Origin of the sequence: Pseudonocardia spirodelae (assembly GCF_037727765.1) — a bacterium.
GTDB classification, from domain to species: Bacteria; Actinomycetota; Actinomycetes; order Mycobacteriales; family Pseudonocardiaceae; genus Pseudonocardia; species Pseudonocardia spirodelae.
In genome coordinates, this window is sequence record NZ_JBBJUP010000002.1 from 209,076 (window position 1) to 230,812 (window position 21,737).

At 75.3% G+C, this 21,737-nt stretch carries 22 protein-coding genes; 15 read left to right on the plus strand and 7 right to left on the minus strand.

Going from position 1 to position 21,737, the window contains the following annotated elements; all coding sequences use genetic code 11:
• Positions 1-61 precede the first annotated feature (61 nt).
• The 4 genes from WJX68_RS03345 (at position 62) to WJX68_RS03360 (ending at position 4,704) form a co-directional block, all read left to right on the plus strand.
• Entirely contained in the window at positions 62-1,204 is a 1,143-nt protein-coding gene (locus WJX68_RS03345; protein WP_340286071.1) for a sugar ABC transporter substrate-binding protein, read from the plus strand.
• 65 nt (positions 1,205-1,269) lie between these two features.
• On the plus strand, positions 1,270-2,046 hold the full coding sequence (locus WJX68_RS03350) for an ATP-binding cassette domain-containing protein (RefSeq protein ID WP_340286072.1): 777 nt from the start codon (positions 1,270-1,272) through the stop codon (positions 2,044-2,046).
• Entirely contained in the window at positions 2,043-3,530 is a 1,488-nt protein-coding gene (locus tag WJX68_RS03355; protein ID WP_340286073.1) for a sugar ABC transporter permease, read from the plus strand. The genes WJX68_RS03350 and WJX68_RS03355 overlap by 4 nt, the downstream gene beginning before the upstream one ends.
• A 1-nt stretch (position 3,531) precedes the next feature.
• On the plus strand, positions 3,532-4,704 hold the full coding sequence (locus tag WJX68_RS03360; RefSeq protein ID WP_340286074.1) for an ROK family protein: 1,173 nt from the start codon (positions 3,532-3,534) through the stop codon (positions 4,702-4,704).
• Between the two features lies 1 nt (position 4,705).
• Here the strand turns inward: WJX68_RS03360 and WJX68_RS03365 are convergent, their stop codons facing one another.
• On the minus strand, positions 4,706-5,368 hold the full coding sequence (locus tag WJX68_RS03365; RefSeq protein WP_340286075.1) for a haloacid dehalogenase type II: 663 nt from the start codon (positions 5,366-5,368) through the stop codon (positions 4,706-4,708).
• Between the two features lie 18 nt (positions 5,369-5,386).
• On the opposite strand from WJX68_RS03365, the gene WJX68_RS03370 reads away from it, so the two are divergent.
• Positions 5,387-6,142 carry a cobalt-precorrin-6A reductase gene (locus WJX68_RS03370; protein WP_340286076.1) on the plus strand — a complete coding sequence of 252 codons (756 nt, stop codon included), beginning with the start codon at positions 5,387-5,389 and terminating at the stop codon, positions 6,140-6,142.
• Between the two features lie 16 nt (positions 6,143-6,158).
• On the opposite strand, the gene WJX68_RS03375 is transcribed toward WJX68_RS03370, so the two are convergent.
• Positions 6,159-7,172: an alcohol dehydrogenase catalytic domain-containing protein gene (locus WJX68_RS03375; RefSeq protein WP_340286077.1), complete on the minus strand. Its 1,014-nt coding sequence runs from the start codon at positions 7,170-7,172 to the stop codon at positions 6,159-6,161.
• A gap of 66 nt (positions 7,173-7,238) precedes the next feature.
• Here WJX68_RS03375 and WJX68_RS03380 point away from each other — a divergent pair, with 66 nt between their 5' ends.
• Positions 7,239-7,961, plus strand: coding sequence for an HAD-IA family hydrolase (locus WJX68_RS03380; protein ID WP_340286078.1), 723 nt, complete (start codon positions 7,239-7,241; stop codon positions 7,959-7,961).
• On the opposite strand, the gene WJX68_RS03385 is transcribed toward WJX68_RS03380, so the two are convergent.
• From WJX68_RS03385 to WJX68_RS03405, 5 genes are all read right to left on the minus strand, one after another.
• A complete protein-coding gene (locus WJX68_RS03385; protein WP_340286079.1) occupies positions 7,846-8,307 on the minus strand; it encodes a GNAT family N-acetyltransferase in 462 nt (153 codons plus the stop codon). The two genes, WJX68_RS03380 and WJX68_RS03385, sit on opposite strands and share 116 nt — an antisense overlap.
• Before the next feature lie 9 nt (positions 8,308-8,316).
• The gene (locus WJX68_RS03390) at positions 8,317-9,897 is read right to left on the minus strand and encodes a precorrin-2 C(20)-methyltransferase (RefSeq protein ID WP_340286080.1); all 1,581 of its coding nucleotides are present in this window, start codon (positions 9,895-9,897) and stop codon (positions 8,317-8,319) included.
• Positions 9,894-10,532, minus strand: coding sequence for a precorrin-8X methylmutase (locus tag WJX68_RS03395; RefSeq protein WP_340286214.1), 639 nt, complete (start codon positions 10,530-10,532; stop codon positions 9,894-9,896). Before WJX68_RS03395 ends, WJX68_RS03390 begins: the two co-directional genes overlap by 4 nt.
• The gene (locus WJX68_RS03400) at positions 10,529-11,689 is read right to left on the minus strand and encodes a precorrin-3B synthase (RefSeq protein WP_340286081.1); all 1,161 of its coding nucleotides are present in this window, start codon (positions 11,687-11,689) and stop codon (positions 10,529-10,531) included. Before WJX68_RS03400 ends, WJX68_RS03395 begins: the two co-directional genes overlap by 4 nt.
• A gap of 62 nt (positions 11,690-11,751) precedes the next feature.
• The gene (locus WJX68_RS03405; protein WP_340286082.1) at positions 11,752-12,723 is read right to left on the minus strand and encodes a C40 family peptidase; all 972 of its coding nucleotides are present in this window, start codon (positions 12,721-12,723) and stop codon (positions 11,752-11,754) included.
• 388 nt (positions 12,724-13,111) lie between these two features.
• Here WJX68_RS03405 and WJX68_RS03410 point away from each other — a divergent pair, with 388 nt between their 5' ends.
• From WJX68_RS03410 to WJX68_RS03440, 9 genes are all read left to right on the plus strand, one after another.
• Positions 13,112-14,017: a hypothetical protein gene (locus WJX68_RS03410; protein WP_340286083.1), complete on the plus strand. Its 906-nt coding sequence runs from the start codon at positions 13,112-13,114 to the stop codon at positions 14,015-14,017.
• Positions 14,018-14,219: 202 nt separating this feature from the next.
• Positions 14,220-14,507, plus strand: a complete 288-nt coding sequence (locus WJX68_RS03415) for a hypothetical protein (RefSeq protein ID WP_340286084.1) — start codon at positions 14,220-14,222, stop codon at positions 14,505-14,507.
• Positions 14,508-15,392: 885 nt separating this feature from the next.
• The gene (locus WJX68_RS25200) at positions 15,393-15,629 is read left to right on the plus strand and encodes a Clp protease N-terminal domain-containing protein (protein WP_422785642.1); all 237 of its coding nucleotides are present in this window, start codon (positions 15,393-15,395) and stop codon (positions 15,627-15,629) included.
• A gap of 33 nt (positions 15,630-15,662) precedes the next feature.
• Positions 15,663-15,878 (plus strand): helix-turn-helix domain-containing protein, encoded by a 216-nt coding sequence (locus tag WJX68_RS25205; RefSeq protein WP_422785650.1) that lies wholly within the window; start codon positions 15,663-15,665, stop codon positions 15,876-15,878.
• Positions 15,879-15,885: 7 nt separating this feature from the next.
• Positions 15,886-17,211, plus strand: coding sequence for an ABC transporter substrate-binding protein (locus tag WJX68_RS03420; RefSeq protein WP_340286085.1), 1,326 nt, complete (start codon positions 15,886-15,888; stop codon positions 17,209-17,211).
• 60 nt (positions 17,212-17,271) lie between these two features.
• A complete protein-coding gene (hisD, locus tag WJX68_RS03425) occupies positions 17,272-18,591 on the plus strand; it encodes a histidinol dehydrogenase (RefSeq protein ID WP_340286086.1) in 1,320 nt (439 codons plus the stop codon).
• Between the two features lie 6 nt (positions 18,592-18,597).
• Positions 18,598-19,938 carry an ABC transporter substrate-binding protein gene (locus WJX68_RS03430; RefSeq protein WP_340286087.1) on the plus strand — a complete coding sequence of 447 codons (1,341 nt, stop codon included), beginning with the start codon at positions 18,598-18,600 and terminating at the stop codon, positions 19,936-19,938.
• A 39-nt stretch (positions 19,939-19,977) separates the two neighbouring features.
• Positions 19,978-20,844 carry a carbohydrate ABC transporter permease gene (locus WJX68_RS03435; RefSeq protein WP_340286088.1) on the plus strand — a complete coding sequence of 289 codons (867 nt, stop codon included), beginning with the start codon at positions 19,978-19,980 and terminating at the stop codon, positions 20,842-20,844.
• A complete protein-coding gene (locus WJX68_RS03440; protein ID WP_422785643.1) occupies positions 20,841-21,737 on the plus strand; it encodes a carbohydrate ABC transporter permease in 897 nt (298 codons plus the stop codon). Before WJX68_RS03435 ends, WJX68_RS03440 begins: the two co-directional genes overlap by 4 nt.

The window sequence follows — 21,737 nt, forward strand, 5'->3', positions numbered from 1 at the left end:
CGCAACATTCACCCGTTCGTGATCATGCGAACGGTCCACAACGTCGTGGAGGGAGACCCCGATGGGGGCACGGAACGCGGGGCGCGGGCCCCGGCTGCGCCGGGCGGTCGCGGCGGCGGGCCTCGGCCTGCTGCTGGCCGTCGCGGGCTGCGGACAGAACAGCGCGGGCGGCGGCGGTACCCAGCCCTCCGGCGGGGACTCCGGCGGCGGGGTCAAGGTCGGGGTGATCCTGCCCGAGACCGACTCGTCGGCCCGCTGGGAGGGCTTCGACAAGCCGATGCTGGACAAGGCCCTGCGCGCGCAGGGCATGGACCCCGACATCCAGAACGCCCAGGGTGACGAGCAGAAGTTCTCCACCCTGGCCGACGGCATGATCTCCTCGGGCGTCAAGGTCATGATCATCGCCTCGATCAGCAGCGACGGCGGCACCGCCGTCGCGCAGAAGGCCAAGGCCCAGGGCATCCCGGTCATCGACTACGACCGGCTCAACCTCGGTGGCGTCAGCGACTACTACGTCTCCTTCGACAACGAGAAGGTCGGCGCGCTGCAGGGCCAGGGCCTGGTCCAGGGCATCGGGAACAAGCAGGGTGCGCAGGTCATCGAGATCGAGGGCGCCCCGACCGACAACAACGCGACCCTGTTCTACAACGGCCAGCAGACCGTGCTGAAGCCGAAGTACGAGTCGGGCGCGCTCAAGCTGGTGGCCAGCCAGAAGATCGACAAGTGGGACAACCAGGTGGGTGGCACCACCTTCGAGCAGCTGCTCACCGGCAACGGCGGCAAGGTCGACGGCGTCGTCGCCGCCAACGACGGCCTGGCCGGCGCGATCATCACCGTCCTGGCCAAGTACGGACTCAACGGCAAGGTCCCGGTCACCGGCCAGGACGCCACCGCCGACGGCCTCGCCGCGATCCTGCGCGGCGACCAGTACATGACGGTGTTCAAGCCGATCGAGCAGGAGGCCGAGGCCGCCGCGAAGCTCGCCGGCGCACTGGCCGAGGGCGACACCGCGGGCGCCGACGGCGTCGCCACCCAGACCGTGAACGACCCGAAGGGCAACCGGGAGGTCAAGTCCGTGCTGCTGGAGCCCCAGCTGATCACCAAGGACTCGGTCAAGAAGGTCACCGACGCCGGCTACGTCAAGGCCTCGGAGATCTGCACGGGCGAGACGCAGGCCGCCTGCACCCAGCTCGGCATCCAGTAGGACCCCACCCCCGTGCCGCGGCGGAGACCCCGCCGCGGCCCGGCCCGACGTGGAAGGTGCCCGACGTGGCCGACCCCATCCTCGCCCTGCGTGGCGTCTCGAAGAGCTTCGGCGCGGTGCAGGTCCTGCACGACGTCGACCTGACCGTGCGTGCCGGCGAGGTGACCGCCCTCGTCGGTGACAACGGCGCGGGCAAGTCCACCCTGGTCAAGTGCGTCGCGGGGATCCACCCGATCGACGCGGGCGAGGTCGTCTTCGACGGCGCGCCGGTGACCGTGAACGCCCCGACCGACGCCTCCCGGCTCGGCATCGAGGTCGTGTACCAGGACCTCGCGCTGGCCGACAACCTCGACATCGTCCAGAACATGTTCCTCGGCCGCGAGCGCGGCCGGTCCTGGATGCTCGACGAGGGCTCGATGGAGCAGGCCGCCCGCGACACCCTCGCGTCGCTGTCGGTCCGCACCGTCACCTCGGTGCGCACCCCGGTCGCGTCGCTGTCGGGCGGGCAGCGCCAGACCGTGGCGATCGCCAAGGCGGTGCTGTGGGACTCGCGGGTGGTGCTGCTCGACGAGCCCACCGCGGCACTCGGCGTCGCGCAGACCCGCCAGGTGCTCGACCTGGTGCGCCGGCTCGCCGAGCAGGGCCTCGGCGTCGTGCTCATCAGCCACAACATGGCCGACGTCTTCGAGGTCTCCGACCGGATCGCCTGCCTCTACCTGGGCCGGATGGTCGCCCAGGTGCCGACCCGCGAGGTCACCCACTCCGAGGTCGTCCAGCTCATCACCGCCGGCCGGTCCGGCGAGCTCGGCCTGCCCCGCCCGGAGTCGGCGGTGAACGGATGACCACCCACCACGACGACCGCGGAGCAGACACCGTGACCGACCCGACGCCCGCAGCGGGCACGGAGCAGAGCGCCGCCCGCCGGGCGAACCCGGGCAACCGGGCCGCCGACTTCGGCATCGACACCACCGCCCGCACCACCCGCGAGGCGATCGGCTCCTACCTGCGCGGGCTGCGCGGCGGCGACCTCGGCTCGCTGCCCGCGCTGCTGGGCCTGGCCGCGCTGTTCGTGCTGTTCACGCTGCTGGACTCGGGCGGCACCTTCCCGAGCCTGCTCAACCTCGCCAACCTGCTCCAGCAGGGTGCCGGCCCGACGATCATCGCCATGGGCCTGGTGTTCGTGCTGCTCACCGGGGAGATCGACCTCGCCGCGGGCACCGCGTCCGGGCTCGCCGCGGCGCTGATGGCGGTGCACCTGATGAGCGACGGCAACGTGCTGGGCGCGACCGGCACGGTCGTGTTCGTGCTGCTCGTCGCGGCCATGCTCGCCGCCGCCGTCCTGGCCGCCCTGGTGCGGGTCTGGGCCGGCTCGGTGATCAGCCTGCTCACCGCGGTGCTGCTGGTCGTCGGCGTACCGGCCACCGCGTTCACCGTGATGGGGCTCGCGGTCGGGGTCGGCGTGGTCATCGGCTGTCTCACCGGGTTCCTCGTGGCCCGGATCGGGATGCCGTCGTTCGTGGTCACGCTGGCGTTGTTCATCACCTGGCAGGGCGTGATCCTGCAGCTCATCGGCGACGGCGGCACGATCGCGCTGCGCGACCCCTTGATCAACGCCGTCGCGAACGGCAATCTCTCGGTCGCGGCGTCCTGGGCGCTGTTCGGCGTCGTCGCGGTCGGCTACGCGGCGGTGCAGCTGGTCCGGCTGCGCGCCCGGCTGCGCAGCGGGCTCGTCGCGCCGCCGACCGGGCTCGTCCTGATCAAGATCGGAGCGGTCGTGGTGCTGGGAGGCCTGGTCACGCTCGCGCTCGTGCAGGACCGCTCGCCCGGCGTGATCGCGATCGCGGGCGTCCCCTACGTCGTCCCGGTGGTGCTGGTGCTGCTCGTGCTCGGCACCTGGGTGCTGGACCGGACCCGGTTCGGCCGCCACGTCTACGCCGTCGGCGGCAACCGCGAGGCCGCGCGGCGGGCGGGCATCGACGTCGCCCGGATCCGGGCCTCGGTGTTCGTGATCTCCACCGCGTTCGCCGCGGTCGGGGCGATCGTCTACTCCTCCAAGATCGGGTCGGTGAACCCGGCGGCCGGTGGCGGCAACACGCTGCTGTTCGCCGTCGGCGCGGCCGTCATCGGCGGGACCTCGCTGTTCGGCGGGCGCGGCCGGGTCAGCAACGCCGTCATCGGCGGCACCGTGCTCGCCACCGTGCAGAACGGCCTCGGCCTGCTCAAGCAGCCCGCCGCCGTCGTGTTCGTGGTGACCGGGCTGGTGCTGCTGCTGGCGGCCGGGGTCGACGTGGCGTCACGGCGGCGGGCGGCGGCCACCGGGAGATGAGGTGACCCAGCCCGGGGCCGGCACCCGGCCCGACGACGCGCGCCGGCACAACCGGGCGGTCCTGCTCCGCCGCCTGCACGTCGACGGCCCCTGCACCCGCGCGACGCTGGCCGGCGAGCTCGGCCTCAACCGCAGCACGATCAAGGCGGTGGTGGACGGGCTCGCCGAGGCCGGCGTCGTCACCGAGGCCGTCCCCGCCCAGCGCTCCGGGGCGGGACGGCCGTCGCTGCTGGTCCTGCCCGACCCGCAGGCCGCGGTGGTGCTCGCCGTCGACATCCGGGTCGAGCAGGTCGCGCTGGCGATGGTCGGCATCGGCGGGCAGATCCTCGGCCGGCACAGCTGGAACCTGCACCGCACCACCCGGCTGCCCGGCGAGGTGATCACCCACCTCGCCGAGTCCGCCGCGCTGCTGCGCGACGAGCTCGGCGTCAGCGAGGCGGCGGTCGGGGTGTCGGTGCCCGGCGTCGTGCGCCGCGACGACGGCTTCGTGCACGAGGCGCCCAACCTCGGCTGGCGCGACGTCGAGCTGGGCGCGCGCCTGTCGGCGGTGCTGCAGCGGCCGGTGCAGGTCGCCAACGACGCCGAGGCCGGCGCGCTGGCCGAGCACCTGCGCGGCATCGGGCGCGACGTCGCCGACATGGTGTACCTGTCCGCCGACGTGGGCGTCGGCGGCGGTGTGGTGTCCGGCGGGCGCCCGCTGCGCGGCACCGGCGGCTACGTCGGCGAGCTCGGACACCTGCTCGTCCGCCCGGACGGGCGGGAGTGCTTCTGCGGGTCGCACGGCTGCTGGGAGACCGAGGTCGGCGAGCCCGCCCTGAACCGCGCGCTCGGTCTGCCCGAGGACACCCCGCGCGGCGTCCTGGTCGCCGAGCTGCGCGCGCTCGCCGCCGTCCCGGGGCGGGCGGACCACCTGCTCGCCGACTACGCGGGCTGGATGAGCGCCGGGCTGATCACCGTGGTGAACATGCTGGCCCCCGAGCTGGTCGTGCTCGGGGACCTGTTCGGTGCGCTCCCGCCGACGGTCGTCGAGCGCGTCGGCGCCGAGCTGCGCCGGCGCAGCCTGGTCAGCCGGGCCGCCGGCGGCGTGCGGCTCGCGGTGTCCCCGCTCGGGCGCGACGGCGCGCTCGTCGGGGCGGCCGAGCTGGCGTTCGAGCCGGTCCTGGCGACGGTCTGAGTCAGGCCAGCAGCCCGGCCAGGCCGGGCAGCGACCGGACGGTGAACGTCGGCGGAGTCAGGTGGCCGGGCCAGTCGTCGCCGCCGCGGTCGAGCCACGCCGTCGCCATCCCGGCGCGCGCGGCGCCGTGCAGGTCCCACGGGTGCACCGCCACCATCACGGCCTCGCCCGCCCCGACCCCCAGGGTGCGCAGCGCGTAGCCGTAGGACGCCGGGGCGGGCTTCCAGATGCCCGCGTCCTCGACCGACAGCACGGCCGCGAACCGCTCGCGCAGGCCGTGGTCGCCGAGCAGCTTCTCCGCCACCGACGCGGCGCCGTTGGACAGCGTCGTCAGGCGCAGCCCGGCCGCGGCGAGCGCGGCGACCCCCTCGTGCACGTCGGGGTGCACGGGCAGCTCCAGGAACCCCTGCACGACGTGCCGGGCGCCGCCCTGCGGGTCGGCGACGCCGTGGCGCGCCAGCAGCCCGGCCGCCGTCGCCGTCGCCAGCTCGGCGAAGGTGCGCATCTCACCGCCCGCCGCCAGCGCCATGCCCTCGCGCAGGGTGCTCGCGAACCAGAGCGGGCCCAGCTCCGCGGGCGCCCCGAGGGCGGTGAAGCGCTCGGCCATCGGGGTGAGGTCGGACAGCGTCTCGTTGACGTCGAACACCACGGTCGTGATCGCCATCCGCCTACCCTGACGGGTGTGAACGCCATCCGCACGGTGCTCGTCCTCGGCGGTACCACCGAGGGCCGCGCCGCGGCCGCCGCACTGGCCGGTGCCGCCGGGGTGCGGGTGGTGTCGTCGCTGGCCGGGGCGGTGCGCAGCCCCCGGCTGCCCGACGGCGAGGTACGCGTCGGCGGGTTCGGCGGGGCGGCGGGGCTGGCCGCGTACCTGCGTGCGGAGCGGGTCGGCGGGGTGCTCGACGCGACCCACCCGTTCGCCGCGACGATGACGGCCCACGCCGCCACCGCCTGCGCCGAGGCGGGCGTGCCGCTGGTGGTGCTGCGCCGTCCCGGGTGGACGGCCGGGCCGGGGGACCGCTGGCACCGCGCGGGGTCGGTCGCCGCGGCCGCGGCACTGCTGGCGGAGCTGCTCCCGCCGGTGCACGGGCGGGTGCTGCTCACCACCGGCCGCGGCGGGCTCGCGCACTTCGCGGTCGTCGACGCCGCGTTCTGGATCCGGGCCGTCGACCCGCCGGCGCCGCCGCTGCCCGCGCGGCACACGCTGCTGCTCGACCGCGGCCCGTTCGGTCTCGACGCCGAGCGGGCCCTGTTCGGCGGGATCGACCCGCACGTGCTGGTCACCAAGGACTCCGGCGGGGCGGCGACCGCGCCGAAGCTCACCGCCGCCCGGGAACGCGGGGTGCCCGTCGTCGTGGTCGACCGGCCGGCGCTGCCCGCGGGCGTCGCGGTCGAGTCCGGGGTGGACGCGGCGCTGGCCCGCCTGCTCGGGACCTGACCGGCGGGCGACGGGGTCAGGGGAGCGCGACCAGCACCTCGCCCGGCTCCGGCGGCGTCGCGAGCGCGCCGGCCAGCGCGTCGAGCCCGGTCCGCCGGGTGACCAGCCGCGCCGGGTCGAGCCGGCCGTCGGCGACCAGCGCCATCAGCGGCGGGTAGTCCGCCGCGGCCATGCCGTGGCTGCCGGTCACGGTCAGCTCGCGGGCGATCATCAGCGGTACCGCGACGACCGGGGCGCGCGACAGCAGCCCCACCTGCACGAGCGTGCCCAGCCGGTGCAGCGCGCGCAGGCCCAGCTCGAGCGCGTCGGCCCGGCCCGCGGCCTCCAGGGCCAGCCGGGTGCCGCCGCCGAGCGCGTCGCGCACCGCGTCCGGCCCGCCTGCGGTGTCGACGGCGGCCACCGCGCCGAGCGCGAGCGCCCGCTCCCGCGCGGCCGGCTGCGGGTCGGCCACCACCGCGTCGGCGCCGAGCGCGGTGGCGATCAGCACCGCGGCCAGCCCGACGCCGCCCGCGCCGAGCACCAGCACCCGCTCCCCGGGGACCAGCCCGCCCCGCGCGATCAGCGCGCGGTACGCCGTCGCGACCCGGCAGCCCAGCAGGGCCGCCCCCGCGGCGTCGACGCCGTCGGGCACGGGCACGAGGTTGTGGTCGGCGTGGTGCAGTGCGACGAGACCGGCGAAGGAGCCGTCGTCGGTGAACCCGGGCTGGCGCTGGTGCGGGCACACCTGGGCGTGGCCGCCGCGGCACTCGGGGCAGGTCCCGCACCCGCAGACGAACGGGGTGGTGACCCGGTCCCCGGGCCGGAACCGGTTCACCCCGGCGCCGGTCGCCTCGACCCGCCCGACGAGCTCGTGGCCCGGCACGTGGGGGAGCGTGACGTCGCCGTCGTGCCCGGCCCAGGCGAACCGGTCGCTGGCGCACAGCCCGGTCGCCTCCACCCGCACGACCACGCCGCCCGCGGGTGGGGCGGGATCCGGGAGGTCCACGACCTCGGGCGCCGCACCGAACGCGGTGATCCGCACAGCTCGCACGACACGATCCTGCCAGGCGGCGATATGCTCGCCGTCCGAGAGAAACCCGGGGAAAGAGGTGGTGCGGTGTACGCCGCGGTCCTGTTCGACATGGACGGCACGCTCGTCGACTCCGACGCCGCGGTGGCGCGGTCGTGGCGGGCCTGGGCCGCCGAGTACGGCGTCCCGGCCGCGGAGCTGGACCGGGTCGCCCACGGCGTGCCCAGCGACGGCACCATCCGGGTCCTGCGCCCCGACCTGGACGGCGCCGCACTCGACGCCGCCGCGGCCCGCCAGCTGGAGCTGCAGTACGACGACCTCGCCGACGTCGCGGCGCTGCCCGGGGCGCACGCGCTGCTCGCCGCCCTGGACGCCGCGGGCGTCCGGTGGGCGGTGGTGACCAGCGCCGACCGCCGGCTGGCCGCCGCCCGGCTCGGCGCGGCCGGGATCGTCGCACCGGTGCTCGTCGCCCGCGACGACGTCGCGCGCGGCAAGCCCGACCCGCAGGGCTACCGCGCGGCCGCGGCCGCGCTCGGCGCCGACCCGCGCGACTGCCTGGTCGTCGAGGACGCCGAGGCCGGGCTCGCCGCCGGCCGGGCCGCCGGGGCCGCGACGGCGGCGCTGCGCGGGCTGCCCGGCGACCTGCGCCCCGCCGGGCTCACCGGCCCGGCCGGGCTGCTCGGGATGCTCGGGCTCACGGTGCCGGCCGCCGGGTCATGTCGACCAGGCCGGGCCCGGCCGGCTGCACGGCCCGGAAGCCGGCCCGGCGGTAGAACGCCAGCGCCCGGGCGTTGCCGGGCTCGACCTTGAGCGTCAGCGTGACCGAGCCCTGCTCGGCCGCCGTCGCGGCGACGGCGTCGACCAGCGCGTCGGCGACCCCGGTGCCGCGCGCGTCGGGGTGCACCCACATGCCGTAGAGCAGACCGTCCCCGTCGTCACCGGCCCGCCAGCAGGCCGTGCCGAGCGGGCGGTCGCCGTCGAAGGCGCCGAAGCGCACGTGCTCGGTCAGCACGACCCGCCAGGCGGCGGCCTCCATCGCGGCCTGCTCGCGGTAGAAGTCGCTGTCCTCACCGAACCCGTCGCGGATCGAGGCGAGCCGCGCCGCACGGGCCTGCTCCCAGTCGTCGGGGGAGAAGCGCCGCACCTCCGGTTGCACGGCGCGACGCTAGCGCGGATCGGGTCCGCAGCGGGATTCCGCGTCCGGGCCGGTGGTCGTCCCGCCCGGGCCGTAGTGGCGCGGGGTGAACACGACGGTCTCGCCGCCCCGCTCGACCGCGCGGGTCGTGGAGGACCCGACGACGACCAGCGTGCGCATGTCGACCTGCTCGGGGTCGAGCTCGCCGAGTGTCGTGACCACGACCCGCTGCCCGGCACCGCCGACGTCGCGGCCGAGCACCACCGGGGTGTCCGGCGAGCGGTGCTCGAGCAGCACGTCGCGGGCGGCGCCGACCTGCCACGGCCGGGCCCGCGACCGCGGGTTGTAGATCGCGATGGCCAGGTCGGCGGCGGCCGCGGCGCGCAGCCGGTCCGCGACGACGTCCCAGGGCTTGAGCCGGTCCGACAGCGAGATCAGCGCGTGGTCGTGGCCCAGCGGCGCCCCGACGGCGGCCGACACCGCCTGCGCGGCGGACATGCCGGGCAGCACCCGCACCGGGACACCGGTGTACTTCGGCTCCGCCGCGACCTCCAGCACGGCGGTCGCCATCGCGAACACGCCCGGGTCGCCCGCGGAGACCACCGCGACCCGCCGCCCGGACGCGGCCAGGTCCAGCGCGTGCGCGGCCCGCTCGGACTCCAACCGGTTGTCCGAGGCGTGCCGGGTCTGGCGCGGGTTCGGCGGGACCCGGTCGAGGTAGGGCCCGTAGCCGACCAGGTCGTCCACCTCGGACAGCGCGCGGGCGACCTGCGGGGTCAGCCAGTCCCGCCCGGCCGGCCCGGTCCCGACCACGACGACCTCGCCGGGCCCGCGCACCGGCGGCGCGTCCGCCGGCTCCCCGGCGGGTGCCGCGGCGCCGGCCGGCACCGACGCGGCGACCTGCCCCGGGACCAGGGCGATCGCGAAGTAGGGGACGTCGCCGGGCTCCACGTCGGACAGCGCCCCGGTCCGCTGGCCCTCCATGGTGGCGCGCTCGACGTAGCGGGCGCGCTCCAGCGTCCCCGCGTCGGCCAGGGCTTCGCGGACCACGGTGAACGTGCGGCCCAGCTTCATCACCGCGGCCGAGTCGGTGTCGGCGAGGCGGCGGGCCAGCTCCGCGCGCGGCAGCGTGCCCGGCAGCACCGTGAGCACCTCGTCGCGCTCGACGAGCGGCTGCCCCAGCGCCGCGGCGGCGCCGCTGATCGAGGTGACCCCGGGGACGACCTCGGTGCGGTAGCGGCCGGCCAGGCGCTTGTGCATGTGCATGTAGGAGCCGTAGAACAGCGGGTCGCCCTCGGCGAGCAGCACGACGTCGCGGCCCGCGTCGAGGTGCGCGGCGAGCCGGGCGGCGGCCTCGGTGTAGAAGTCGTCGATCGCGCCCTGGTAGCCGCCGGGGTGGTCGGTGGTCTCGGTGGTGACCGGGTAGACCAGCGCCTCCTCGATCGCGGTGCCCGACAGGTGCGGCTCGGCGATGCGCCGGGCGATGGAGCGCCCGTGCCGGGCGGAGTGGTAGGCGATCACGTCGGCGTCGCGGACGAGGCGGGCCGCCTTGATCGTGGTCAGCTCGGGGTCGCCGGGGCCCAGCCCGACGCCGTAGAGGGTCCCGGTCACGCGAGAATCTCCTGCTCGTGGGCCAGCGCGTTGAGCGCGGCCGCGGTGATCGCCGAGCCGCCGCGGCGACCGTGCACGACGAGGTGCTCCAGGTCGGTCCGCTGCGCCAGCGCGGCCTTGGACTCCGCGGCGCCGATGAACCCGACCGGGATGCCGATGACCGCCGCCGGGCGCGGGGCACCGCGGTCGATGAGGTCGAGCACGTGGAACAGCGCGGTCGGCGCGTTGCCGACGGCGAGCACCGCGCCCTCGAACCGGTCGGCGAGCAGCTCCAGCGCCGCCGCCGAGCGGGTGTTGCCGATCCGGGCGGCGTGGGCCGGGACGCGGTCGTCGCGCAGCAGGCACAGGACCTCGTTGCCGGCGGGCAGCCGCGCCGCGGTGACGCCGGAGGCGACCATCATCGCGTCGCACAGGATCGGGGCGCCGGCGCGCAGCGCGGACCGCGCGGCGCCGACGACGCCGTCGGAGGCGGCGATGTCGGAGACGAGGTCGACCTGCCCGCAGGCGTGGATCATGCGGACGGCGACGTCGGCCATCCCGGGGGGAAGCCCGGACAGGTCCGCCTCGGCGCGGATCGTCGCGAACGAGCGCCGGTAGATCTCGGCGCCGTCGGTGATGTAGTCGTACCCGCTCAGCGGAGCACCCCTGTTCTTCCGTCGATGAGATACGTGGCCGCCCCGGTGGCGACGGCGTCGGTGTGCGCGGAGTGCGGGGCGCCGCACCGGCGCGCGCAGCCGGACACGTGCACCGGGCCCAGCGGGCCGCGGCCGATCAGCGCGCGGGCGTGCGCGCGCACGTCGGCCAGCGACTTCGCACAGCCCGGCGCGCCCGCGCAGGCGCTGACCAGCGTCGCGGGGTGCCCGGGCCCGACGACCAGGCCCGCCGCCGCCAGCCGCCCGGTCGCGCCGGGCCGGGGACGGGGCAGCACCAGGGTGCGCCACGGCGTGACGAGCAGGGCGCCGCCGCACTCGTCGGCGAGCAGGTCGAGACGGTCGGCGGCGAGCTCGCCGAGCACCGGTGCGACCCCCCACGCCCCGCCGCCGAGCCCGCCGACCCCGGTGGGGCGCCCCCCGCGCGCCGCGTCCGGGCCCGCGGCGGCCGGCGCGCGCCCGCCGCCGACGGCCTCGGCGATGCGGGCGGGGGCGCCGGGCAGCTCGGCGGCGCGCCAGGCGCGCGCGGCCGGGTCGCCGGCGTGCCCGTCGCGCAGCCGCAGGAACGCGGCCGCGGCGTCGAGCAGGAGCTCCGGGGCGTCGGCGGGCGCGCGACGGACCCCGGTGGCGACGCCGGCGACGAGCAGCTCGCCGTCGCCGGGTCCCCGCGCGCGCCAGCACAGGTCGGGACGCTCGGCGGCGACGTCGTCGCGGCCGTCGTCGAGGGCGAACAGGAACCGCCCGGGCAGTGCCGCGAGGGCGGGACGCGCGCACAGACCGCGGTCGAGCGCGGCGGCCAGCCCGCGGACGTCGGCGAGCCCGCCGGTGATCCCCGACAGCGGCGAGGCCAGCACGTTGCGGACCCGCTCGTGGGTGGTCGAGGGCAGCAGCCCCGCCGCGGCCAGCAGGCGTACCGGGCGCGGGTCGGCCGGGTCGAGCCCGCGCAGCTGCAGGTTGCCCCGCGAGGTCAGGTGGACGGCGCCGTCCCCGGCCGCGCGGGCCAGCCCGGCGACCGCCCGCAGTGCGTCCGCGGTGATCGTCCCGCCGGGCAGCCGGACACGGGCCAGTGCCCCGTCCGCGGCCGGGTGCGGCGAGACGACGCCGGGGCAGGCGTCGGCGCGGAGACGGGTCGGCGGCGGCACGCCGGTCACTGTAGGCATCCACGACGGGCCGGGGGAACGACCGGGGTGGCCGTCACACCTCGTCAAGTGGTCAGGTGACGACGCGCCCCGGAGAAGGTCCCGTCGAAGCGGACCGGGGTGAGCCGCACGGGGGTGGTGGCGTCGAACGCCTCGATCATCATGCCGTCGCCGGCGTAGAGGGCCACGTGGGTGGCGGGGGACCCCCAGAACAGCAGGTCACCGGGGCGCAGCGCGTCCCGGGCGACCGGGCGCCCGCCGCGGGCCTGGTCGGAGGCGTCGCGGCCGATCGTGACGCCGTGCAGGGCGTGGACGAGCCCGGTCAGTCCGGAGCAGTCGGGCCCGAACCCGGAACGCCCGCCCCAGAGGTAGGGGCGGTCGAGGAACAGCCGCGCGGTCCGCACCAGCGCCTGCCCGGTCGGCGCCGCCGGGGCGCCCTCGCGCACGTGCGCGGCCGCGGCCCAGGCCTGCTCCCCGCCGGGCAGCGCGACCCGCACGACGTCCCCGGCCCGGGCGAGGACGGGCAGCCGGGTGCCCGCGCTGACCTCGCGGAGCCGCTGCGTGCGGGCGGTGTCGCGGTACAGCCAGGTGGTGGCGGTGCCGTCGACGGTGCCGGAGGCCGGCAGCGCGGCGAACGCGGGGTCGGTGACGAGCTGGGCGGCCGGGACCCACCCGGGGTAGCCCCGCGGGTCCTTCACCGAGGGCTGGCCGGGCACCACGACCTGCGCCCAGCCGTCGCGCCGCGCGGTGACCAGCACCTCGGTGCCGAGCAGCGCCTGGGTCTGGGTGCGCGAGGCGGTGGTCAGCTCGCGGCGCTCGTCGACGCTCATCGCGGCGAGCCAGGCCGCCGGGTCGGCCGGGGCGGAGACCGCGGCGCGGTCGGACGGGCGCGGGCTCGCGGGAGAGGTCCACACCGTCGCCACCGAGACGGCGACGACCGCCCGCTCCGGTCCGGCGGCGTGCGCCGTCCCGGCCGGGACGGCGAGTCCCGCCACGGTGCACAGCAGGGCGAACAGGACGGACGGGACGCGACGCACGAGATCGACTCTCGACGGGCGGGTGCGACCGGGCAAGCCGACACACCGCCCGGGTCACCCCGCCGGGACCGAGCGGCCGGAGCGGCGGTCCCACTCGGCGCGGACGCGGTCGTCGGCCGGGCGGGTCGACAGCGACGTGCGCGACCGGGAAGTCGGTGGGGTCGCGGGTGTGCCGCCGCCCTGCCCGTTCAAGGAGTACACCTCCTCCGCCGTGTGCCGGGCACGCGCGAACGGTGCGATCGCCGCGCGACGGGCATCTTCCGAATCTTACGGCCACCTGACGATCCACCGGACGTGGTGCACCGCAACACCTCCGGCGACGTCTCATCACAAACCGCCCCAATCCGCACGGTCCGCTTTGCCGTGCCCACACCCCAGGAGGAACCCCGTGTCCGAGATTCTCGCGAAGATGTGCGACGTCACCGCCCGCCAGCTGGAGAAGCGCGCGGAGGGCGTCAAGAACCCGGAGAAGCGCCAGAAGATCCTCGACAAGGCTGCGAAGGAGCGGCAGCAGGCGGAGGTGTACCGCCGCGTCAAGGACGCCGGCCATGCTCCGCCGCAGGCCCCGCAGACCGGTCCGATGCAGGGCGCCGGGCCGCCGCACCCCGGTCAGCGCCCCGGGCCGGGGATGCCTCCGGCCGGGATGCACCCGATGGACGCGCCGACGCACCAGCTGCGGCACGTCCCGCCGGGCGCCGGCCAGCCCCCGGGGCGGCCGCCGCGGCAGGGGTTCGCTCCCGCCGGCCAGCCCGCACCGGCCCCGGCTCCGGCCGGGTCGGGTAGTCAGGAGCCCGGCGGCGGTGGGATGTCCCGCGCGAAGAAGGTCGGGATCGGCGTCGTCGCGGTGTTCGCGCTGATCGGTGCTGTGTCGGTTTTCGGGAACGGGGACGCCGTGGAGGACGGGTTCGACCGGGCGACGGCCCCGACCACGGCTGCGCCTCCGGCGGCGGCTCCGGCGGCGTCCGGGCCGGACCCGCAGGACCTCCAGGCGTGCCAGCGCGCCGGTGAGGTGATGCGGGACTGGGGCGCCCTCGCTCAGGGCGTGGGGGACGGCTCGGTGGGTCTGCCCCAGCTGGCCCGGGAGACGACGGATGCGATGGACGGCATGTCGGAGGTCCCGATCATCGCGAACGATGCGGACGTGATCGCGGCGTCGCGGGCGTTGACGGGCCAGTTCGAGATGATCGCGGCTGCGGCGCGGCGTGGTGACATCTCGGCGCTGTCCCGGCTGGCGAGTGAGGGCGGGAGCATGGCGACGGACGTGGCTACAGCCTGCCGCGGCGCGGTCACCTGAGTCTCACTGTACCGGACGGCCTGACGGCCCCGGCCCCCCTTCACCTGGGGTCGGGGCCGTTCTGCGTGCTGGGGCGATGTGGGGGGCGGGCGCGACGGTGCGCCGCTCCCGGTCGTACGGTTCGGCGCGGGGCTCGACCGTGCGCCGCACCGGTTGGACGCCCGGTGGCGGTGCCGCTACTTGCTGCGCCACGATCGAGGGCGTGGACCTCACACCTCTCCAGCGGGTGACGCTGCACCGCCTCGTCGAGGGCGGGCAGGCGCCGGGGTCGCAGCCGCGGCAGGCGCTCCGCTGGCTCCGCCGGTACGGACTGGTGGACGCGGACGGCTGGCCGACCGACGAGGGGCGGGCCTACCTGGCTGAGCTGCACGAGCAGCAGCGGCGGCGGACGGAGCAGCTCCAGGCGGAGCACCGGCTGCGGCAGGCTGACCCGCTGTCGGGGATGCGGGACGCGATCCGGCGGTGGAAGGCCGGCGAGCGTGACCGGTAGCGGACCGGCGGTCCGGAACTCTGTGCTGCGGAAGCGTGATTGACGACGGAATGCGGGGGTGATCTCGCATTCGTGGATGAGGTCCCGCGGACTTCGCGTCCGGGACGCCGCGGCGGGTCATTGCCGCGACGAACTCGGGCTCTCCGGCGTGGAGATCTCGCGTGTGCTCCAGTGTCCCGGTAGCGCGTATCCCATCTGCGGAATGCGTCCCGGTGACTGCGGACGGGCCCGCCGTGGTGTGAAGCGAAGAAAGAGGGCCGGAGTGGCAACTGGAACCCCATCGGGCCGGACCTGGAGGCCGAGGACCGATTTGCGGGGCCCGGCCCGGATCGGTGCCGGCGGCGCCCGGCTCGGCTGCTGCTGATCGCGGGATCACGTGCGGACCGTGTCGTCGACGTCGGGCTGCGCCACCCGGAGGGGTACCGGCCGTTGCGACGGCGAGTGTTGGAGCTCGTTCAAGCCGGCCCGAAGCGGTCAGATGACGTCGCCCGATCCTCGCGTCGCGGTATAGCGAGATCGCTCGCTGCACGAGGGCGGGCCAACCGACAAGGGCTGAGCAAGTCGCTTGTCCGGTACATCTGGTCTAGCGTCGTATGCTCCCAACGCGCGGAGCGAACATGCGTAACCGTGACTGGGCCGCCGCCACCGCCTTCGCCGGCGGCCTGACCCTAACCACCGTGGGCGTCACCACCGCAGCACCTCAACGGGCAGCGAGCCGCCCGGTCGCTGCGCCGAGCATGGCGATGACGCCGTGGATTTCCGGCGCCGGGTTCCGTGCCGCCGCCCGTGACGGCGAGATCTGCGTCGCCTCTCGGGGCACCGCGTGGCGCTGCGAGGTCATCGTCGGGGACCCCCGGCCTTCGAGCGGAAGTCGCTGCCCGTCCGATGAGCACCGACCCGCCGCCCGTGACCCCGCGGCTCAGGGAGATCCTCTGTCGTGCAGAGGAGCTGGCCCGTGAGCACGCCGGTGACGTGCTCGGAATCGAGCACGTCGTCCTCGCTGCATTGGAGGACGAGCGGTCAGTCCCGGCGCAGGTACTCGGTCAGCGCGCCGACCTGGCAGTCCTGCGGGGTGACCTGGAGCATGTGATGCGGTCACCCGGGTACCGTGCGAACCTGTAGGCAATCCGTCCCGGTGAGCTCCCGCAACGGCCCATCCTTGGTGCATCCCGGACGGCGTCCGCGCTGGGGGTGCACCGCCACACCGTGCGCCACCGGGTCGAGGCCGCGGAGCGGGTCAGCGGTCGGCGGCTGTCCTCGGCGCAGGACCGACACGAGCTGTGGCTGGCGCTGCAGGCCCGCGACCTCGGCCGGGCCGGCGGCTCGGCCCCGGCGGCGACGAGTGGCCGAGCGGGGTCCGATCGGTTCTGATGGTCCGGTGCGCACCGGACGTGGCCCCCACCGGACCGTCGCGGCGGTGCTCGCCGCGCTGGCCCTGCTCCTCGCGGGCTGCGGCGCGGGCTCGCGCACCCCGGCCGCGACGGCGACGCTCGTGCCCTGCGACTTCCCGCCGCCCGCGCAGAGCCTGGACGTGCGGGTGCTGGCCTACAACTCCTCCGCGGTCGACCCGTTCACCAACACGATGGTGCGCAGCTGCTCCCGCGACGGCGTGACCCTGCGCCACGAGCCGATCGACTTCGCCGGGCAGACGCAGAAGACGATCGCCACCCTGGCCGGGCGCTACGGCACCTACGACATCGTGGAGACCTACGGGCTGGTCGTCCCGCAGTTCGCCTCGACCGGAAAGCTGCGCCCGCTCGACGACCTCGTCGCCCGCTACCGCGACGAGTACGGCCTGGACCGGCTGAGCCCGGAGATGCTCGCCGCGCTGTCCTTCGACGGGAAGCTCTACGGCCTGCCGACCATGGCCCAGCCGTTCACCCTGGTGTACCGGCGCGACGTGTTCGACCGGCTCGGGCTCACCCCGCCGCGCACGTTCGCCGAGCTGCGCGAGGTCGCGGCCCGCGTGCAGCGCGACGGCGGGATCCGCTACCCGCTGGCGCTGCCGCTGCTCGCGAGCGCCGACATCGCCACCGCCTACGACGCCGCGCTCGGCTCGCTGGGCACCGACCTGGTGGACCGCGACACCGGCCGCCCGAACTTCACCACGCCGGCCGCGGCGCGGGCGTTCACCGAGCTGCGCTCGCTGCTGCCGTTCATGGACCCGCAGGTCACGACGTTCGCCCAGCCCGCGGTGCAGCAGCAGATGTACAACGGCTCCGCGGCGATCGCGATCATGTACAGCGGCCGGATGTTCGACCTGGTCCAGGAGCGCAACAGCCGCTTCGCCCGCGAGTTCGCCTTCGCCCCGCCGCCGTCGGTGGCCGGCGGCGACGTGCTCTACAACTCGCTGTCGGTCGACGGCTGGGCCATCCCGGCCAACACCGAGGTCGACCCGGACCTGCTGTTCCGCTTCCTGGCCGCCTCGGTGAGCCCGGAGTCCGCGCGGGCCGCGGTGCCCGCGGCGTTCCCGTCGCGGCTGGGGAGCGTGACGCCGGCGAGCAGCCCGTTCGCCCCCGCCCAGCTCGAGGCGCTGGGCAAGGCGCCGCCGCCGGAGCCCTACCCGTGGACCTCGCGGATCTCGGTCGCGACCCGGCCGGTGGTGGCCGACGTGCTCGCCGGGCGCGTCCCCGTGGAGCAGGGACAGCAGCGGATGCAGGAGATCGCGACGGCGATCGTCGCGGAGTACCGGCCGGTGCGCTGAGCCCGCCGGACCGCACCCGGCCTCTTGTCACGCCCGGCCCGCGACTCGTAGTGTATGCGTATGCATCTCACTGAAGCGGACCTCCGGCGCATCGGGTCGCCCGTCACCGTGGCGAAGGCGCCGGTCGTCGTCGACAGCGCGGACCTGCGCGACCCCGCCGTGGTCGCCACCGTCTCGGAGATGCTGGGCGCGATCGCGCGCGGCGGGATGGACGCGGTGCTGCGCTACGCCCGCGAGCTCGACGGCTTCACCGGCACCGACCTGCTCGTCGGGCCGGCCGACCTCGCCCGGGCCGGCGACGAGCTGCCCGCGGACCTGCGTGCGGCGCTCGACGCGGGCGCGGAGCGGACCCGGCGCTTCGCGGGGATGCAGCGCGCGCGCCTGCAGGACTTCGAGGACGAGGTCGTCCCCGGCGTGGTCTGCGGGCAGCGCTTCGTCCCGGTCGAGAACGTCGGCGCCTACCTGCCCGCGGGACGGTTCCCGCTGCTGGCGGGCGCGTTCATGACGGTCGGCGTGGCCGGCGTGGCCGGCGTCCCGAACATCGTCGCGGCCACACCGCCGTCGCGGGACGGGCGGGCGCACCCGGCGGTGCTCTACGCGGCGCACGTCAGCGGCGCCGACGCGGTGTACGCCGTCGGGGGCGTGCAGGCGCTCGCCGCGATGGCCTTCGGGCTGCTCGACGGCACCCCTGCCGACATGCTGGTCGGCGCGGGCAACGCCTACGTGGCCGAGGCCAAGCGCCAGCTCTACGGGCAGGTCGGCATCGACGTCCTGGCCGGGCCGTCGGAGGTCGCGGTGATCGCCGACGACACCGCCGACGCCGCCGTGGTCGCCGCGGACCTGCTGGCCCAGGCCGAGCACGGCCCGACCTCGCCCGCCTCGCTGGGCACCACGTCCGAGCGGCTGGCCGAGGAGGTCCCGCGCGAGATCGAGAAGCAGCTCGCGGGGCTCGCGACGGCCGGGATCGCCGGGGCCGCCTGGCGCGACCACGGCACGGTCTACCTGGCCGAGGACCGCGAGACCCTCGCCCGGGTCATGGACACCCTCGCCCCGGAGCACCTCGAGGTGATCGCCGAGGACCTCGACTGGTGGCTCGGGCGGCTGCGCAGCTACGGGTCGCTGTTCCTGGGGCCGCACTCGACGGTCGCCTACGCGGACAAGGGCATGTCGGGCACCAACCACGTCCTGCCGACGATGCGCGGCGCCCGCTACACCGGCGGGCTGTCGGTGGCGGGGTTCCTCAAGCAGCTGACCTACCAGCGTGCGACCCGCGGGGCGACCCGCGCCCAGGCCGAGCCGACCGTCACCGTGTCGGACTTCGAGCAGCTCGTCGGGCACCGCGACAGCGCCCGCATCCGGCTCGACGCGGTCCGGGGCTGACCGGACATGCGTATGTACGCCGGTCGCGCCGCGACGGCCCGCGGCGCCCGCCCGCTCGTGGTCGCGCTCGGGCTCGCCGTCGCGCTGCTGCTGGCCGGCTGCGGCGCCGGGTCGCGGACACCCGCCGCCACCGCCACGCTCGTCCCGTGCGACTTCCCGCCGCCACCGTCGTCGGTGGACGTGAACGTGCTGGCCTACAACTCCTCGGCGATCGACCCGTTCACCAACTCGATGGTGCGCAGCTGCTCGCGCGACGGCGTCACCCTGCACCACGAGCCGGTCGACTACGCGGGCCAGTCGCAGAAGGCCACGGCGACGCTCGCCGGGCGCTACGGCACCTACGACATCCTCGAGACCTACGGCTTCGTCGTCCCGCAGCAGGCCTCCACCGGCACGCTGCACCCGCTCGACGACCTGATGGCCCGCTACGGCGCGCAGACCGGGCTCGACCGGCTCAACCCGCAGATGCGCGAGGCGCTGTCCTACGACGGGAAGCTCTACGGCATCCCGATGCAGGCCCAGACCTTCGTCATGGCCTACCGGCGCGACGTGTTCGACCGCCTCGGGCTCACCCCGCCGCGCACCTTCGCCGAGCTGCGCGAGGTCGCCGGGCGGATCCAGCGCGACGGCGGCATCCGCTACCCGCTGGCGCTGCCGCTGCTGGCGAGCTCGGACGTCGCGACGGCCTACGACGCGGCACTGGGCTCGCTCGGCACCGACTACGTCGACCGCGACACCGGCCGCCCGAACTTCGACACCCCGGCCGCGGCCCGGGCGTTCACCGAGCTGCGCTCGCTGCTGCCGCTGATGGATCCGCAGGTCACGACGTTCGCCCAGCCCGCGGTGCAGCAGCAGATGTACAACGGCTCGGCCGCCATCGCGATCATGTTCAGCGGCCGGATGCTGGACCTCACCCGGCCGGCGAACAGCCGGTTCGCCGCGGACTTCGCGTTCGCGCCGCCGCCGTCGGTGGCCGGTGGGAACGTCCTCTACAACACCCTGTCCGTCGACGGCTGGGCCATCCCGGAGAACACCGAGGTGGACAAGGACCTGCTGTTCCGGCTGATCGCCGCGTCGGTGGGGGAGGAGTCGTCGCGGGCCGCGGTGCCGGCGGCGTTCCCGGCCCGCGAGGGCATGGTGACGCCGGCGAGCAGCCCGTTCGCCGCCGCGCAGCTCGAGGCGATCGGCCGGGCGTCGCCGCCGGAGCCGTTCCCGTGGACCTCGCGCATCAGCAACGACACCCGCCCGGTCGTCGCCGACGTGCTGGCCGGGCGCACCACGATCCCGGACGGCCAGCGGCGGATGCAGGAGATCGCCACCGCGATCGTCGCCGGGTACCGGCGCTGACCCCCTTCCCACCACCCACGAGAGCGAGGTGAGGCGATCATGCGCAGGCGCGAGTTCCTGGGACTGGTCTCCCCGAGCCTGCTGGTGATGCTCGGCCTGCTGCTGTTCCCGCTCTACAAGACCGTGGAGTGGAGCCTGCAGCGGGTCGACTACGGCGAACCCGGCACCTTCCTCGGCCTGGACAACTACACCCAGGCCCTGTCCGACCCGCGGCTCGGACGGGCGGTGCTGTTCACCGTCGGCCTGACCGTCGCCGTCGTCGCGGTCCTGCTGGTCGGCGGCTACCTGCTCGCCGTGCTCGTCAACGGGCTCGGGCGGTCCCGGCCCTGGGTGCTGGGCGTGCTGCTGGTGTCCTACGTGGTCCCCAACGTCGTCGGCGCCACGATGTTCTCCTGGCTGTTCGACTCGAACTTCGGCGGCGTCGTGAACTACCTGATCACCGAGCTGACCGGGGCGGAGATCCTCTGGTTCACCGAGCCGTGGGCGAACCGGGTCATGATCGGGCTGAACACGGTCTGGTTCATGCTGCCGTTCGCGATGCTCGTGATCCTGGCCGGGCTGCAGGGCGTGCCGGAGGAGATCGTGGAGGCCGCACGCATCGACGGCGCGACCGGCTGGCGGGTGCACTGGCACGTGATCGTGCCGAGCATCCGCGGCGTCCTGACCTTCGTCTCGATCATCTCGATCATGGACGTGCTCCGGACGTTCGACCAGCTCGTCCCGCTCTCGCCGCAGGCACCGCAGATCGGCAACGAGTCGATCATGCTCTACATCTACAACATCGCCTTCCAGGACGGCGGCCAGCAGCTCGGCCTGGGCAGTGCGATCAACGTGCTGCTCATCGTCCTGATCGTGCTGCTCCTCTCCCCGTTCATCCGGGACATGGCCAAGGAGGCCCGCCAGTGAGCACCGTGCAGACCGCCCCACCGGCGACCACCTCCGGCCCGTCCGGCGACGACGTCCCCGCCCCGGCCCGCCGTCGCCCGCGCGGCCGCACCGTCCTGGTCGGCGGGCTGCTGCTCCTCGTGTGCTGGGTGATGCTGAGCCCGGTGCTGTGGACGGCGATGTCGGTGACCAAGCCGACCGACGTCGCGTTCCTCGACCCGCCGGTGTTCACCTGGACGCCGACGTTCACCGCGTTCGTCGACCTGTGGCAGACCACCGAGTTCTACCGCTACCTGCTCAACACGCTGGTCGTCGCGCTGATCAGCACGGTGGTCGCGCTGCTGATCGGCATCCCGGCGGCCTACGCGCTGTCGCGCTACCCGGGCTGGGTGTCGGTCTCGCTGCTCATCGCGGCGCTGATCTTCCGCGCGCTGCCCCGGTTCGCGGTGGTGCTGCCGATGTACGAGCTGTCGCGCTCGCTGGGGATCTACGACACCACCTTCGCCGTCGCCGCCGCCCTGGTGGCGATCAACCAGCCGTTCTCGATCTGGCTGCTGCGCAACTTCTTCGCCGAGATCCCCAAGGAGCTCGACGAGGCCGCGATGCTCGACGGCTGCAGCCGCTTCCAGATCCTGTGGCGGGTCATGGTGCCGCTGATGGGACCGGGCATCCTGACCGCGGGGATCTTCATGTTCCTGTTCGCGTTCCAGGAGTACCTGACGGCCAACGTGCTCACCGACGTCGTCGCCCGCACCGTGCCGGTCTTCATCGCCACCCAGCTGGGCCAGACGCTGCCGATGCTGCAGCAGGCCGGCGCCGCGGCGATCCTGCTGACGCTGCCGGTCGTCGGGTTCGCCTTCGTCGCCCAGCGCTACCTGGTCGCCGGGCTGGGCGCCGGGTCGGTCAAGGGCTGA

What these genes read in the sequence shown, in the direction of transcription:
- WJX68_RS03430 (WP_340286087.1), top strand. Translation starts at nt 18,598, where the DNA reads ATGCGTATGTACGCCGGTCGCGCCGCGACGGCCCGCGGCGCCCGCCCG.
- WJX68_RS03345 (WP_340286071.1), top strand. Translation starts at nt 62, where the DNA reads ATGGGGGCACGGAACGCGGGGCGCGGGCCCCGGCTGCGCCGGGCGGTC.
- hisD (WP_340286086.1), top strand. Translation starts at nt 17,272, where the DNA reads ATGCATCTCACTGAAGCGGACCTCCGGCGCATCGGGTCGCCCGTCACC.
- WJX68_RS03355 (WP_340286073.1), top strand. Translation starts at nt 2,043, where the DNA reads ATGACCACCCACCACGACGACCGCGGAGCAGACACCGTGACCGACCCG.
- WJX68_RS03365 (WP_340286075.1), bottom strand. Translation starts at nt 5,368, where the DNA reads ATGGCGATCACGACCGTGGTGTTCGACGTCAACGAGACGCTGTCCGAC.
- WJX68_RS03435 (WP_340286088.1), top strand. Translation starts at nt 19,978, where the DNA reads ATGCGCAGGCGCGAGTTCCTGGGACTGGTCTCCCCGAGCCTGCTGGTG.
- WJX68_RS25200 (WP_422785642.1), top strand. Translation starts at nt 15,393, where the DNA reads ATGAGCACCGACCCGCCGCCCGTGACCCCGCGGCTCAGGGAGATCCTC.